General features: G+C 66.5%; 15 protein-coding genes. 8 read left to right on the top strand and 7 right to left on the bottom strand.

Annotation, left to right across the window (positions count from 1 at the left end):
• Window positions 1-66: 66 nt before the first annotated feature.
• The 3 genes from AB2M62_RS13570 to AB2M62_RS13560 all read right to left on the bottom strand — a co-directional run bounded on the left by AB2M62_RS13570 (window position 67) and on the right by AB2M62_RS13560 (window position 1,926).
• Window positions 67-216: a hypothetical protein gene (locus tag AB2M62_RS13570; RefSeq protein ID WP_404334551.1), complete on the bottom strand. Its 150-nt coding sequence runs from the start codon at window positions 214-216 to the stop codon at window positions 67-69.
• A gap of 143 nt (window positions 217-359) precedes the next feature.
• On the bottom strand, window positions 360-1,220 hold the full coding sequence (bla, locus tag AB2M62_RS13565) for a subclass B3 metallo-beta-lactamase (RefSeq protein ID WP_404334549.1): 861 nt from the start codon (window positions 1,218-1,220) through the stop codon (window positions 360-362).
• A gap of 97 nt (window positions 1,221-1,317) precedes the next feature.
• Window positions 1,318-1,926, bottom strand: coding sequence for a TetR/AcrR family transcriptional regulator (locus AB2M62_RS13560; protein ID WP_404334547.1), 609 nt, complete (start codon window positions 1,924-1,926; stop codon window positions 1,318-1,320).
• A gap of 122 nt (window positions 1,927-2,048) precedes the next feature.
• Between AB2M62_RS13560 and AB2M62_RS13555 the strand changes: the two genes are divergently transcribed.
• A complete protein-coding gene (locus AB2M62_RS13555; protein ID WP_404334545.1) occupies window positions 2,049-2,789 on the top strand; it encodes a 3-oxoacyl-ACP reductase family protein in 741 nt (246 codons plus the stop codon).
• Between the two features lie 181 nt (window positions 2,790-2,970).
• Entirely contained in the window at window positions 2,971-3,414 is a 444-nt protein-coding gene (locus tag AB2M62_RS13550) for a UrcA family protein (RefSeq protein WP_404334543.1), read from the top strand.
• Between the two features lie 75 nt (window positions 3,415-3,489).
• On the opposite strand, the gene clpA is transcribed toward AB2M62_RS13550, so the two are convergent.
• On the bottom strand, window positions 3,490-5,817 hold the full coding sequence (clpA, locus tag AB2M62_RS13545; RefSeq protein WP_404334541.1) for an ATP-dependent Clp protease ATP-binding subunit ClpA: 2,328 nt from the start codon (window positions 5,815-5,817) through the stop codon (window positions 3,490-3,492).
• A gap of 141 nt (window positions 5,818-5,958) precedes the next feature.
• On the bottom strand, window positions 5,959-6,156 hold the full coding sequence (locus AB2M62_RS13540; protein ID WP_404334539.1) for a DUF1192 domain-containing protein: 198 nt from the start codon (window positions 6,154-6,156) through the stop codon (window positions 5,959-5,961).
• Between the two features lie 78 nt (window positions 6,157-6,234).
• Between AB2M62_RS13540 and AB2M62_RS13535 the strand changes: the two genes are divergently transcribed.
• Window positions 6,235-7,239: an NAD(P)H-quinone oxidoreductase gene (locus AB2M62_RS13535; RefSeq protein ID WP_404334537.1), complete on the top strand. Its 1,005-nt coding sequence runs from the start codon at window positions 6,235-6,237 to the stop codon at window positions 7,237-7,239.
• Here AB2M62_RS13535 and AB2M62_RS13530 read toward each other — a convergent pair.
• Window positions 7,236-7,667, bottom strand: a complete 432-nt coding sequence (locus AB2M62_RS13530) for a hypothetical protein (protein ID WP_404334535.1) — start codon at window positions 7,665-7,667, stop codon at window positions 7,236-7,238. The genes AB2M62_RS13535 and AB2M62_RS13530 overlap by 4 nt on opposite strands.
• 157 nt (window positions 7,668-7,824) lie before the next feature.
• On the opposite strand from AB2M62_RS13530, the gene AB2M62_RS13525 reads away from it, so the two are divergent.
• The 5 genes from AB2M62_RS13525 to AB2M62_RS13505 all read left to right on the top strand — a co-directional run bounded on the left by AB2M62_RS13525 (window position 7,825) and on the right by AB2M62_RS13505 (window position 12,874).
• Window positions 7,825-8,451 carry a YqiJ family protein gene (locus AB2M62_RS13525; protein ID WP_404334533.1) on the top strand — a complete coding sequence of 209 codons (627 nt, stop codon included), beginning with the start codon at window positions 7,825-7,827 and terminating at the stop codon, window positions 8,449-8,451.
• A gap of 6 nt (window positions 8,452-8,457) precedes the next feature.
• Window positions 8,458-10,155, top strand: a complete 1,698-nt coding sequence (locus AB2M62_RS13520) for a flotillin family protein (protein WP_404334531.1) — start codon at window positions 8,458-8,460, stop codon at window positions 10,153-10,155.
• A gap of 104 nt (window positions 10,156-10,259) precedes the next feature.
• Window positions 10,260-10,877 (top strand): glutathione S-transferase family protein, encoded by a 618-nt coding sequence (locus tag AB2M62_RS13515; RefSeq protein ID WP_404334529.1) that lies wholly within the window; start codon window positions 10,260-10,262, stop codon window positions 10,875-10,877.
• Window positions 10,878-10,952: 75 nt separating this feature from the next.
• Window positions 10,953-11,828 carry a UDP-2,3-diacylglucosamine diphosphatase gene (locus tag AB2M62_RS13510; protein ID WP_404334527.1) on the top strand — a complete coding sequence of 292 codons (876 nt, stop codon included), beginning with the start codon at window positions 10,953-10,955 and terminating at the stop codon, window positions 11,826-11,828.
• Window positions 11,829-11,851: 23 nt separating this feature from the next.
• Window positions 11,852-12,874, top strand: coding sequence for a glycosyltransferase family 4 protein (locus tag AB2M62_RS13505; RefSeq protein ID WP_404339940.1), 1,023 nt, complete (start codon window positions 11,852-11,854; stop codon window positions 12,872-12,874).
• On the opposite strand, the gene AB2M62_RS13500 is transcribed toward AB2M62_RS13505, so the two are convergent.
• Window positions 12,801-13,283: a hypothetical protein gene (locus AB2M62_RS13500; protein ID WP_404334525.1), complete on the bottom strand. Its 483-nt coding sequence runs from the start codon at window positions 13,281-13,283 to the stop codon at window positions 12,801-12,803. The two genes, AB2M62_RS13505 and AB2M62_RS13500, sit on opposite strands and share 74 nt — an antisense overlap.
• Between the last annotated feature and the right edge of the window lie 23 nt (window positions 13,284-13,306).

The following is a 13,306-nucleotide window of genomic DNA, read 5'->3' as shown; positions in this document are numbered from 1 at the left end:
CCGAGCCGGGGCTGGCCGGGCGCCGTCTGTCCCTCACGGTCCGGGGACGGACCCTGAGGAATCCCCTCAGCCTCTGGCGGCAGCGCCGCGTGCGACTCCGGTGACGGCGCCCTTTGCCGCGGGCGTGTCGACGACCTGCGGCATCACCGCGCTCGCCGCCAGCGTGCCTGCCATCAATCCCGCGGCGACCAGCAGCCGCTGCCTGTACCCCCGCATTACCGCTTCTCCCTTGGGGGCGCTGTTTGTGCGCCGCCGTGCAAGATGCGGCGCCATTACCGGGCCGAAACGGTGCCGTATTGAACAAATACGACAACCCCTATGCAGGTCTCGCGGTGCAGCATGCATCGCCGTTATGCGGGTCAGCCCCGTTCCCTGGCGAGACGGGCGGCAAGCAGGCGCTCCGCCTTTTCGGCATAGCCGCGGCAGGCGCCCGGGCCGGTGATGAACCGTCCGGTGGGACTGCCCTGATTGGGGTGCGCAGTGACGAGGATGTCGCACGGCATCGCCTTCATCACGGCATAGCTGCGGCGATAGCCCGCCACGATGGGACGCGAGGTCGGCGCGGTGAAGCGGTAGCCCTCGGCCGATACCGGATTGAGGCTGGAGGCGAAGACGATCGTCCGGCAGCGCCGCGTTTCGCACGCCTGCCAGCTCCAGCTCATGCTGCCCATGGTGTGGCCCGGCGTGGCGCGGGCGGTGACCCGGATCTTGCCGAGGCGCAGCACTTCGCCGTCGCGGACGGCGCGTACCGCGGCGACCGGCGGGAAGCGGCTGTCATAGCCTAGTTGCGGATCGTCGGCGGCGAGGCGGCCGGTGCGCAGCGCCTCGGCACCGCGGGCGCTGGCGATCACCACGGCGCCGGTATCGCGGGCGAGCGCCGCGAGGCCGCCGGCATGATCGGGATATGGCTCGGTGCTCAGGATATATTTCACGTCGCGAGGGCGAAAGCCGAGCTTGGCGATCGTCGCCAGGATACGCGGCGCGGCCTGGGGCAGGGCGCCGTCGATCAGGATCAGGCCGTTGCCGGTGTCGATCAGCGCGACGTTGAGGCCGGCGAAGCCGACAAGGTAGCTGGTGCCGAACAGGCGCACCGGCGGGCGCGGGGCGAGCCATTCGGCCGCCCGGTCGACATCGATCGGGCGTGTCAGCGGATCGGCCTGGTCCTGCGCGGGGGCGGCACCCGACAGCAGGGCCGCAAGGGCAGTGGCAATCCTGAGCATGATATTTTCTCCTTCGCCGCGGAAATGCGGGAGGAGCCGCCGGACGACAAAGCATCTTCGCTCGGCAGAGCCATGAGCTCAGTTCATGCGAAAAAGCTCAGGCGCGGGCGGTCCGCGCGTCCCAGCCGAGCATCGCGATCTCCGCCGCGGCTTCGAGATCGGCCTGCGCGGCACCGTCGCGTGCGAGGATCGACATGCCGCTCTGCACGGTCTGGACGAAGCGGGCGAGGCCGTGGACGTCGAGGCCAGGGGCGAGCTCGCCCTCGGCGATGGCGTCGCGCAGGCGCGCTTCCAGCCGGTCGAGCGTCGTCGTGCGCGCGGCGCGCATCCGCGCGCTGAGGTCGCACTGGCCGTCGCTCACCGACGACAGCGTGACCATGCAGCCGGTGGGCGTTCCGCCCGGCGTGCCGGTCAGCGCCTCGGCCGAGTCGAGCAGAAACGCGCGGACCGCTTCGCGCGCGCTCGGCGCGGCACGGAACCGGCCCCAGACGACGCCGTCATAATTCTCGGCATAATGGCCCAGCGCCTCGACATAGAGCGCCTCCTTCGATCCGAACGCGGCATAGAGGCTGGGCGAGCCGATCCCCATCGCCTCGGTGAGATCGGCGATCGAGGTCGCTTCATAGCCCTTGCGCCAGAACAGGCAGGTCGCCCGGGCGAGCGCCGCTTCGCGATCGAAGGAACGCGGGCGGCCCCGGCTGCGCACCTTTTTTTCGCCGGTTTGCAACGGGACCTCAGATTTCTGCATCGATCGATATATAAATCGGTTGACGCCGCCAGGCAAGCTTCCTAGCTAGTTCTGTGTCAATCGATACAGAAAGGCTGAACATGAGCGACTTGGTGGGAAAGCGGGCACTGGTAACCGGCGCGTCGCGGGGCATCGGGGCGGGCATCGCGCTGGAGTTGGCGGCGCGCGGCGCGGACGTCGCGATCACTTATGAGCGCTCGGCCGACAAGGCTGCCGCGGTGGTGCGCGCGATCGAGGCCAAGGGGCGCCGCGGCGTGGCGATCCAGGCCGATAGCGCCGATCCCGAAGCGGTGAAACGCTCGGTCGCCGAAGCGGTGGCGGCGCTGGGCGGGCTCGACATCCTGGTCAACAATGCCGGCATCGCGCGCTACGGCACCGTCGAGGAGATGAGCCTTGCCGATCTCGATGCGCTGCTCAACGTCAACGTGCGCGGCGTCGTGCTCGCGTCGTCGGCGGCGATCCCGCATCTGGGCGAAGGGGCGAGCATCATCACGATCGGATCGTGCCTGGCGGAGAGCGTGCCTTTTGGCGGCTCGACGGCCTATTCGATGACCAAGTCGGCGCTGCTCGCCTTCAATCGGGGATTGTCCCGCGAGCTCGGGCCGCGCGGCATCACGGCGAACCTGGTCCAGCCCGGCCCGATCGATACCGACATGAACCCCGCCGATGGCGAGAATGCCGAAGCGATCCGCGGGCTGACCTCGCTCGGCCGTTATGGTGCGCCGCAGGACATCGCTGCCGCGGTGGCATTCCTTGCCGGGCCGGGCGCGCGGTTCGTCACCGGATCGGTGCTCACCGTGGATGGCGGCGCGAACGCCTGAGACCTCCATTGGAATGCGGAAGGGGGCTGGCGCTTGCCGGCCCCCTTTCGTGTGCGTCAGCGCAGTTCCGCCCGCCTGCGGCGCGTTGACGCGGTGTCCAGTCTTGGGACAGGCGCGGATCGGCAGTGGAACCGGGCGGCACGAGAGCGTTATGCAGGCGTGGCGATCTCTGGAGGATCCGATGTTGAAGCTGGTCTTGTTCGCGGCGGTGGCTGCCGGTTGCGCGGTTCCCGCTTACGCCCAGAATTGGGACGGCGATCGCGAATGGCGATCGGTGCGCGTCGATGCCTCGGCGCTCGACCTGTCGACCGATAGCGGCGTCGACGAGCTAGAGAAGCGCGTCGGAAAGGCCGTCAACCGGATCTGCGGGAGCGACAGCGCCTGCCGCGACGATGCCTGGGCGAGTGCCGACGCGCAGGTCGCCGATGCGATCCGCCGCGACGAATGGATGCGGCGGATGGCCGAAGAGCGGATCGCGCAGCTCGACCATTGCCGGTGGAACGGGTGCGCGCCCGCGCAGCCGGTCTATTATGCGCCGCCACCCCCGCCGCCGGTTAACTATGTTCCGGCAGGCGGGGTGACGGTGACGATCATCACCACGCCGGGATACGTCGTCTATCGCTGAGCGTGCGCGGATACCGGACCTCAAACGAAACGGGCCCGGTGTTACCCGGGCCCGTCGCATTTCGAGGCTGGCGCCTTACTTGGCGTCGATCTTCTCAGTCTTCTTGCCGCCGCCCTTTTTGGGCTTCTTCGGCGCGGCCGGCGTCGTCTCGAAGACGAGCGCATTGTCCTTGAGCTTCACATTGACCTCACCGCCATGGACGAGCTTGCCGAACAGCAGCTCCTCGGCGAGCGGCTGCTTGATCTTCTCCTGGATGAGGCGGCCCATCGGGCGCGCGCCATACAGCTTGTCATAGCCGCGATCGGTGAGCCACTTCTTGGCGTCTTCCTCGAGCTGGATATGGACGCCGCGATCGGCCAGCTGGAGCTCGAGCTGGAGGATGAACTTGTCCACCACCCGCGTGACGACTTCCGGCGGGAGATAGTCGAACGGCACGATCGCATCGAGACGGTTGCGGAATTCGGGAGTGAAGAGCTTCTTCACGGCCTCTTCCTGAACGTCCTCGCGGCTGATCTCACCGAAGCCGATCGATTCCTTGGCCATGTCCGACGCGCCGGCATTGGTGGTCATGATCAGGATGGTGTTCCTGAAATCGACCGTCTTGCCGTGGTGATCGGTGAGTTTGCCGTTGTCCATCACCTGCAACAGGATGTTGAACAGGTCCGGATGCGCCTTCTCGATCTCGTCGAGCAGGAGCACCGAATGCGGGTTCTGATCGACGGCGTCGGTCAGCAGGCCGCCCTGATCATAGCCGACATAGCCCGGAGGCGCGCCGATAAGGCGGCTCACCGAATGGCGCTCCATATATTCGGACATGTCGAAGCGCTGGAGCGGGATGCCGAGCAGCTCGGCGAGCTGCTTCGCCACCTCGGTCTTGCCGACGCCGGTCGGGCCCGAGAACAGATAGTTGCCGATCGGCTTGTCTGGATCGCGCAGGCCCGCACGGCTGAGCTTGATCGCCGAGCTGAGCACTTCGATCGCCTTGTCCTGGCCGAACACGACGCGCTTGAGATCGCCTTCGATATTGGCGAGCACGCGGGTGTCGTCGGTCGAGACCGTCTTGGCCGGGATGCGCGCCATCGTCGCGATGACCTGCTCGATCTCCTTGGGAGTGATCGTCTTCTTGCGCTTGCCCGGCGCCACCAGCATCTGCATCGCGCCGACTTCGTCGATCACGTCGATCGCCTTGTCGGGCAGCTTGCGGTCGTTGATGTAGCGCGCGCTGAGTTCCACCGCCGACTTGATCGCGTCGGGCGTGTACTTGACGTGATGATGCTCCTCGAACGCCGTGCGCAGACCGGCGAGGATCTTGATCGTGTCCTCCACCGTCGGCTCGTTGACGTCGATCTTCTGGAAGCGACGGAGCAGCGCCCGGTCCTTCTCGAAGTGGTTGCGGAACTCCTTGTAGGTGGTCGAGCCGATGCAGCGGATCGTGCCGCCCGACAGTGCCGGCTTCAAGAGGTTCGACGCGTCCATCGCGCCGCCGCTGGTGGCACCCGCGCCGATCACCGTGTGAATCTCGTCGATGAACAGCACGGCATGCGGCAGCTTCTCGAGCTCGTTGACGACCTGCTTGAGGCGCTCCTCGAAGTCGCCGCGATAGCGCGTGCCGGCGAGCAGCGCGCCCATATCGAGCGAGTAGATCACGGCTTCCTTGAGCACGTCGGGAACTTCGCCCTCGACGATCTTGCGCGCGAGCCCTTCGGCGATCGCGGTCTTGCCGACGCCGGGATCGCCCACATAGAGCGGGTTGTTCTTCGAGCGGCGGCACAGGATCTGGACGGTGCGATCGACCTCCGGGCCGCGGCCGATCAGCGGATCGACCTTGCCGTTCTTGGCCTTCTCGTTGAGATCGACGGTGAACTGCTTGAGCGCGCTCTCGCCCTTGCCCGACTTGGCATCGGCCTTGGTCGACTTCTCCTCGTCGGCGCCCTTGGGCGTGGTCGGCTCAGTGGTCGAGCCCGAGCCCTTGCCGACGCCGTGCGAGATGAAGCTGACGGCATCGAGGCGGCTCATATCCTGCTGCTGCAGGAAATAGACCGCATAGCTCTCGCGCTCGCTGAACAAGGCGACGAGCACGTTCGCGCCGGTCACTTCGTCGCGGCCGGAGGACTGGACGTGGAGGATGGCGCGCTGGACGACACGCTGAAACCCGCTGGTGGGCGAAGGATCGGTCGAATTCTCGACCTTGAGCGCTTCGAGTTCGGTATCGAGATAATGCGCCACGGTGCTTTTGAGCTCGCCGAGATCGACCCCGCACGCGCTCATCACCTTCGAGGCATGTTCATCGTCGACGAGCGCGAGCAGCAGATGCTCCAGCGTCGCATATTCGTGGCGGCGCGAGCTCGCAGCTTCGAGCGCCTTGTGCAGGGTGGATTCCAGGGCGGAGGCGAAACTAGGCATTCACTACAACTCCAGTGGGCCTGACAGGGATACTGAGCCCGTTTCCGACAATGTCGGTATCGGCAGGCCCCGCATCAAGCGCGACGGCCCGGCACCGGAGGTTTGGGTGGCGTTTCGCCCCACATCCGGTGCCTGTCACGCTTATTTCTTAAATAGAGCGTCCGCGCTTGCGCGGTGGTTAACGGCATATTTAATTTTTGCGCGCGCGCGCTGGATTTCGGCTTCCAGCAGCGCGATCCGCGCCTCGAGCTCGTCCACCGACAAGGGATCGAGATCCTGTTTGCCGAGCTGGGCGACAAGGTCGTCTTTGCGACGCGGAAGATTTTCGTCGGCGTCCATTCAGGCAGCGTTGACCGGGGGAGGTGCGATGTCAATAAGACGCGTGGTTAATATCCCCGGGGGCCGAGCGACAAGCCGATGAGCGTGCCTGAGTTTATGCTGGCGATCGATCCCGATGCGCCGGGCGGTCCCGAAGTGCTGGTTCCCGTCGAGCGCCCCGTTCCGGTGCCCGGCGAGGACGACGTGCTGATCCGCGTCGCCGCCGCCGGGGTCAACCGACCCGAGGTGATGCAGCGCCGCGGCCTCTATCCGCCGCCGCCCGGCGCGCCATCGATCCTCGGGATGGAGCTTTCGGGCACGATCGTCGCTTTGGGGGCGCACGTTCCCGAGGAAATGCTGGGCCAGCAGGTCTGCGCATTGGTCTCGGGAGGGGCCTATGCGCAATATGCCGTGGCGCCGTTCGGCCAGTGCCTGGCAGTGCCGCAGGCGCTGACGATGATCGAGGCCGCGGCAATCCCCGAGACGCTGTTTACGGTGTGGACCAACCTCTTCGAGCGCGCCTACGCCGTCGAGGGCGACTGGTTGCTCGTCCATGGCGGCACCAGCGGCATCGGGACGATGGCGATCAGCCTGGGGCGGCTGTTCGGCCTGACGATCATCGCCACGGCCGGCTCGGACGAGAAATGCGATGCGGCGCGCCGGCTGGGGGCTGCCGAGGCAGTGAACTACAAGACCGAGGATTTCGTCGAGCGGGTGAAGGACATCACCGGCGGGCGCGGCGTCGACATCGTGCTCGACATGATCGGCGGCGACTATGTCGCGCGCAACCTCGCCTGCCTGGCCGAGGACGGACGGCATGTCTCGATCGCAGTCCAGCGCGGCGCGGAGGCGACGGTGCCGCTCTGGGAGATCATGCGGCGGCGGCTGACGATGACCGGATCGACGCTGCGGCCGCGCAGCACGGCGTTCAAATCGCTGGTGGCGGACGAATTGACCCGGACCGTCTGGCCGTTCGTCAGCGAGGGCAAGCTCAAGCCGGTGATCGATTCGGTGTTTCCGTTCGCCGATGCCGCGGGCGCGCACCGTCGGATGGAAGGCGGCGAGCATATCGGAAAGATCGTGATCGAGATCGCCGCCGCCTAGCCCGCCTTGCGCAGGGGATTGGCGAGAAGGCGGCTGGCAGCGGGAAGGAATTCGGTTTCCTCCCACAGACGGCGCGCGGCCATCACGTTCATCAACTGGCGGACCTGCAAGCGATATTCGCGGGGAGCGGCGGCGATCGTCTCGGCGGTCCAGGCGGCGTAATGCGCCGTGCTGCCCTGGCGCAGGACCAGCAGATCGTCGGTATAACGGCGGGCGAGCGCGCGATCGCCGGCATCGGGGCTGGTGCCGAGTGGCTTGAGCGCGAGGACGGTCTCGTCGGCGAGGTGGCGCGCCATCGCCTGCGCCATCGCGCGCCGCGCGGCCAGCAGATCGGCCATCGCCGGCGGCGAGGTAGAAGCGGCGGTGAGAATGTCTTCGCAGAGGCGCATCAATTCGCGGTGCTGTGCGTAGAGATCGTCGATCGTCATCGGGTGTCTTCCTCTACGCAACTATAGCAGCACGGCCCCGGCGTCGGCGTATTCGCACATGATTTTGGTGGTTAAGCGACCCTTTGGACTGTCCGATTTCGCTAGAGCGGCGCGGCACTGCGCCCTAAGCTCGGCTGCGACTCGGGGGAGGGGGAAAGTGCTTTCGTTCGTATTGGCATCGGAGAACGTCGTGTTCGTCACGGCGATCGTCCTGATGCTGTTGATTGGCGTGGTGCAGTTGATCGGGCTTGGCGGTTTCGACGCCGATCTGCATCCCGACTTCGACCTTGATGGGCATCCGGATTTCGATGCGCTCGGCTGGCTCGGCGTCGGCCGCTTGCCGCTGCTGATGCTGCTCGTCGTCTTCCTTGCGGTGTTCGGGCTCGCCGGGTTGATCGTGCAGCAGATCGTCGCGGACTGGACCGGCGCGCCGCTCAGCGGCTGGATCGCGGTGCCCGTCGTCGCGCTGGGATCGCTGCCGGTTACCGGGCTGGCGGCGCGCGGGCTGGCGCGCATCCTTCCCCACGACCACACCACGGCCGTTCCGCTCGAAGTGCTGATCGGCACCAGTGCGCAAGTGCTCACCGGGCGGGCGACGCCGGGGTCGCCGGCGCGGGCGCGTGCCGAGGACCAGCATGGCCAGGCGCATTACGTCATGGTCGAGCCCGATCGCTCGGGCCAGGTCTTCGAGGAGGGCGAGCGCGTGCTGCTCGTCCGCCGCGAAGGCGAAGTATTTCGCGCCGTCTCGCGCGGCGATTTCCATCTTCCCAGTCTGGAGGGCTGACCCCCAATGAACGAGATCGTGCCCCAGGGCGCCACGTCGATGCTGCCCTATCTGATCTATGCCGGCGTCGCGCTGGCGGCGCTGCTGATCCTCGGGCTGACGCTCGCGCGCCTCTACAAGCGCGCGTCGAAGGAAATCGGCTTCGTCCGCACGGGGTTTGGTGGCGAGAAGGTGGTGATCAACGGCGGCGCGCTGGTGCTGCCGGTGTTCCATGAGACGATGCCGGTGAACATGAACACGGTGCGCCTCGCCGTCGAGCGCAAGAACATGGACGCGTTGATCACCCTCGACCGGTTGCGGATCGATGTGAAGGCCGAATTCTATGTCCGCGTCCGCCCCGACGCGCAGGCGATCGCGATCGCCGCGCAGACTTTGGGCATGCGGACGATGCATCCCGATGCGCTGAAGGAACTGGTCGAGGGCAAGTTCGTCGACGCGCTGCGTTCGGTCGCCGCGGGCATGACGATGGCGCAGCTCCACGAACAGCGCGCCGATTTCGTCCAGAAGGTGCAGCAGGTCTCGTCGGTCGATCTGGCGATGAACGGGCTGGAGCTCGAGTCGGTGTCGCTGACCGGGCTCGACCAGACCTCGATCGAGCATTTCAACGCCAATAACGCGTTCGACGCCGAGGGCCTGACCAAGCTCACCGAGCAGATCGAGCTCCGGAAAAAGGCGCGCAACGATATCGAGCAGGATACGCGGGTGCAGATCGAGACCAAGAATCTCGAGGCGCAGCGCGCGTCGTTCCTGATCAGCCGCGACACCGAGTTCGCCCGGCTCGAGCAGGAGCGCGAAGTCGAGATGCGCCGCGCCGCGCAGGGCGCCGAAGTCGCGCGCGAGCAGTCGCTGCGCCAGCAGGAGGCCGATCAGGCGCGGATCGAGGCGAAGAAGCTGGTCGACGCGCAGCAGATCGAGGCCGATCGCGCGGTGCAGGAGGCGCGGATCGCCCAGGCCCAGGCGCTGGAACTAGCGCGACAGGAGCAGCAGATCGCCGTGCAGAACAAGAGTTGCGAGGAGAGCCAGGCCAAGGCTGAGGCCGACAAGGCGCGCGCCGAAGCGGTGGTCGCCGAGGAACGCGTCGGCACGGCTCGCGAGGCCGAGGTCGCCGAGCGCCAGAAGCGTATCGAGCTGATCGACGCGGCGCGCGAAGCCGAGCGCGCCGCGATCGGCATCAAGGTCCAGGCCGAGGCCGAGAAGTCGGCCGCTGCCGACCGCGCCGAGGCGGCACGGCTTGCGGCAGAGGGCGAGGCCGAGGCGTCCAAGCTGCGCGCGGATGCCGACCGCGTGCGCTTCGAAGTCGAGGCCGCGGGCCAGCGCGCCGTCAACGAAGCGGCAAACCTGCTGTCGTCGGACCAAGTCTCGCTGCAGACCAAGCTCGCGCTGCTCAAGGTGCTGCCCGAGATCATCCGCGAGGCCTCCAAGCCGCTCGAATCGATCGATTCGATCAAGATCGTCCAGGTCGACGGGCTGACCGGGCGCGGCAGCGCGTCGGCGGGCGTAGCCAATGACGGCGATGGCGAGCGCAACCTTGCCAATTCGGCGGTCGCCGCGGCGCTGCGCTATCGCGCGCAGGCGCCGGTGATCGACGGGCTGATGAAGGAACTGGGCTTCGACGGCAGCTCGCTCGACACGCTGGTGGCGAGCGCGACGGCCGAGGCGGCGCCGAGCGCGCCGGCGATCCCGCCGGCTCAGGCCGCCGAATGATGCGGCCGGCCGAGCGATAAGCCAGGCTTGTCGCTCGCCCTCCGCTATTTGTTTGACGCTTCGCCGGCACACGCCAAAAGGACGGCGCAACCGGGGAGCGCAATATGGGTCCGATCGTCCTTCACGAATATGCCCCGTCGGGGAATTGCTACAAGATCCGCCTGACCGCGGCGCGTCTCGGCATCCCGCTCGAGCGGCGGCATTACGACATCTTGAAGGGGGAGACGCGGACGCCGCCATTCCTCGAAGAGGTCAACGCCAATGGGCGGATCCCGGTGCTCCAGCTCGGCGAGGATTTCCTTCCCGAGAGCAACGCCGCCATCTTCTATCTGGCGCATGGCAGCAGCCTGATCCCGGTCGACCGGTTCGAGCAGGCCGAGATGCTGCGCTGGCTGTTCTGGGAGCAGTATAATCACGAGCCCAATGTCGCGACGATGCGCTTCTGGCGCGCGATGATCGGCGAGGACAGGCTCGAGCCGCTCCAGAAGGCGCTGATGCCGGGCAAGATTGCGGCCGGCGAGGCGGCGCTGGCGCTGATGGACGAGCATCTGGCGCAGCGGGCCTTCTTCGTGCTCGACCGGCTGACGCTCGCCGACATCGCGCTCTATGCCTATACCCATGTCGCCGAAGAGGGCGGATTCGACCTAAGCCGCTATCCCCATGTCCGGCGCTGGCTGGACCGCGTGGCCGCCGAGCCGGGGCACATCGCGATCGACGAATAATCGCCGCCGCGATTCGTCCTGTAACAATCCTGCGGCATAGGAACTCCGGGCAAGGATCAGTGCGGGGTTACCGTCATGGCGACGATCACCAGGCTTCCGTTCGACGCAGCGCAGATCGCGGATTTCCAATCGACCACGCCGGCCATCCCCGAACGGGTGATCGGCGGCCGCAAGCAATATCGCACCGTATGGATCAGCGACGTCCATCTCGGCACGCGCGGGTGCAACGCGGCGATGCTCATCGACTTTCTCGACCATGTCGATAGCGAGACGATGTACCTCGTCGGCGACATCATCGACGGCTGGGCGATGAAGAAGCGTTTCTACTGGCCCGACGCGCATAACGACATCGTCTGGCGCGTGCTCAAGCGGGCCAAGCGCGGCACCCGGATCGTCTATATCCCGGGCAATCACGACGAGATGTTCCGGCAATTCTCGGGGCTGCACTTCGGCGGAGTCGAGATCCGTCGCCAGGCCGTCCATGAAACAGCGGACGGGCGCCGTCTGCTCGTCCTGCACGGCGACGAGTTCGACGCGATCACCATGTCGCACCGCTGGCTCGCCCATCTGGGCGACTATGCCTATGAGGCGCTGATGGCGCTCAACCGCTGGATGAATGCCGGGCGCCGGCTGTTCGGCCTGCCTTATTGGTCGCTGAGCAAATACGCCAAGCAGAAGGTCAAGAACGCCGTCTCGTTCATCTCGAAGTTCGAGGAAGTGGTGGCGCACGAGGCGGGGCACCGCGGCGTCGATGGCGTGATCGCCGGGCACATCCACAAGGCGGAGATGCGCGCGATCGCCGGAATCGACTATTATAACGACGGCGATTGGGTGGAGGGTTGCACCGCGCTCGTCGAGCACTACGACGGTACCATGGAAATTCTCCATTGGGCCGACGAGATGGCGGCGCGCGACGCGCCGATGTCCGAGGTCAGACTTGAGGCGGCGTGACGGCGGTACCGGAGGCCGACGAAGTGCGCATCGCCATCGTGACCGATGCCTGGGAGCCCCAGGTCAACGGCGTCGTCCGCACGCTCAAATCGATTCGAGACGTGCTGGAAAAGCAGGGCAACCATGTGATGGTGGTGTCGCCCGACCAATTCTATTCACTGCCGTGCCCGACCTATCCTGAGATCCGCCTGGCACTCGCGCGCACCCGCGAAGTTGGCGCGATGCTCGAGGAATTCGCGCCCAACGCGATCCATCTCGCCACCGAGGGGCCGCTCTGCGTCGCGGCGCGGCGCTGGTGCCTGCGCCACGGCATGCCGTTCACCACGGCCTATCACACCCAATTCCCCGATTATGTCTCGGCGCGCTCGGGCGTGCCGGCCGAATGGGTGTGGCGCTACATCCGGTGGTTCCACGCGCCGAGCCAGGCGATCCTTGCCTCGACGCCTTCGATCCGCGACTCGCTGGTCGCGCATGGCCTAACCCAGGTAAAGCATTGGGGCAGGGGCGTGGATCTCGCATATTTCCATCCCGGTATCGCGCCGCATCCCGCGATGCGCGATCTCGACGGACCGGTGCAGCTCTATGTCGGGCGCGTCGCGGTGGAGAAGAACCTCGAGGCGTTCCTCCGCACCGGTCATCCCGGCACCAAGGTGGTGGTCGGCGACGGGCCTGCGCGCACGGCGCTGGCGGCGCGCTTTCCCGAGGCGAAGTTCCTCGGGCCGATGTTCGGCGGCGAGCTTGCCGCGGCGTATAATGCCGCCGACGTCTTCGTCTTCCCGAGCAAGACCGATACGTTCGGGCTGGTGATGATCGAGGCGCTGGCGTGCGGGGTGCCGGTTGCCGGCTATCCGGTGACCGGGCCGATCGACGTGCTCACCCCCGAGACCGGCGCGATGAGCGACGACCTGACCGCGGCGATCGGCGCGGCGCTGACCAAGGATCCCGAGGCCTGCGCCGCCTATGGCCGCAGTTTCACCTGGGAAGCGAGCGCGCACCAGTTCCTGAATGCGCTCTATCCGATGGACGGCCAGCCGAAGGCGGCGTGAGCCGTGCTTCAGCTCGCTGGCGCCGCTCCATCTCCGCAATCAGGCTGCGCTCGAGCATAGCCTGTTCGGCTTCCGCACCCTCATCGGGGCAGCCGGTGAAATATACCTGGCTGAAGGCTTCGGTGGCCTCGTCGCGTATAGCGCGCATCTCTTCGCGCCCGATATGGCGGTCTAGCCACGGCAATAGCTGCTGAAAACGTCGCGCGCTCTGCTTGCGCCGGGATCGCTCGACCGCCTCCTGGCTAACAGGCGTGCAATGATTGCGCACCTGCGTGCCGATATAATCGGTGAATAGATCGACCGGCGAGCGTTCGGATAAGCTCGGGCGGTCCTGGTTCGTGCCCGCCGCACACCCCGGCAGCATGCCAAGCAGCGCAGCCGCGGCAAGCGTTCGTCTTACGAAAGTCATTTCAGCCTCTCGCCTTGCTCTTC

Source organism: Sphingomonas sp. MMS12-HWE2-04, from assembly GCF_044881185.1.
Taxonomy (GTDB): domain Bacteria; phylum Pseudomonadota; class Alphaproteobacteria; order Sphingomonadales; family Sphingomonadaceae; genus Sphingomonas.
The sequence above is the reverse complement of the archived record's forward strand: the minus strand, read 5'-3'. Positions and strand labels throughout refer to the sequence as shown.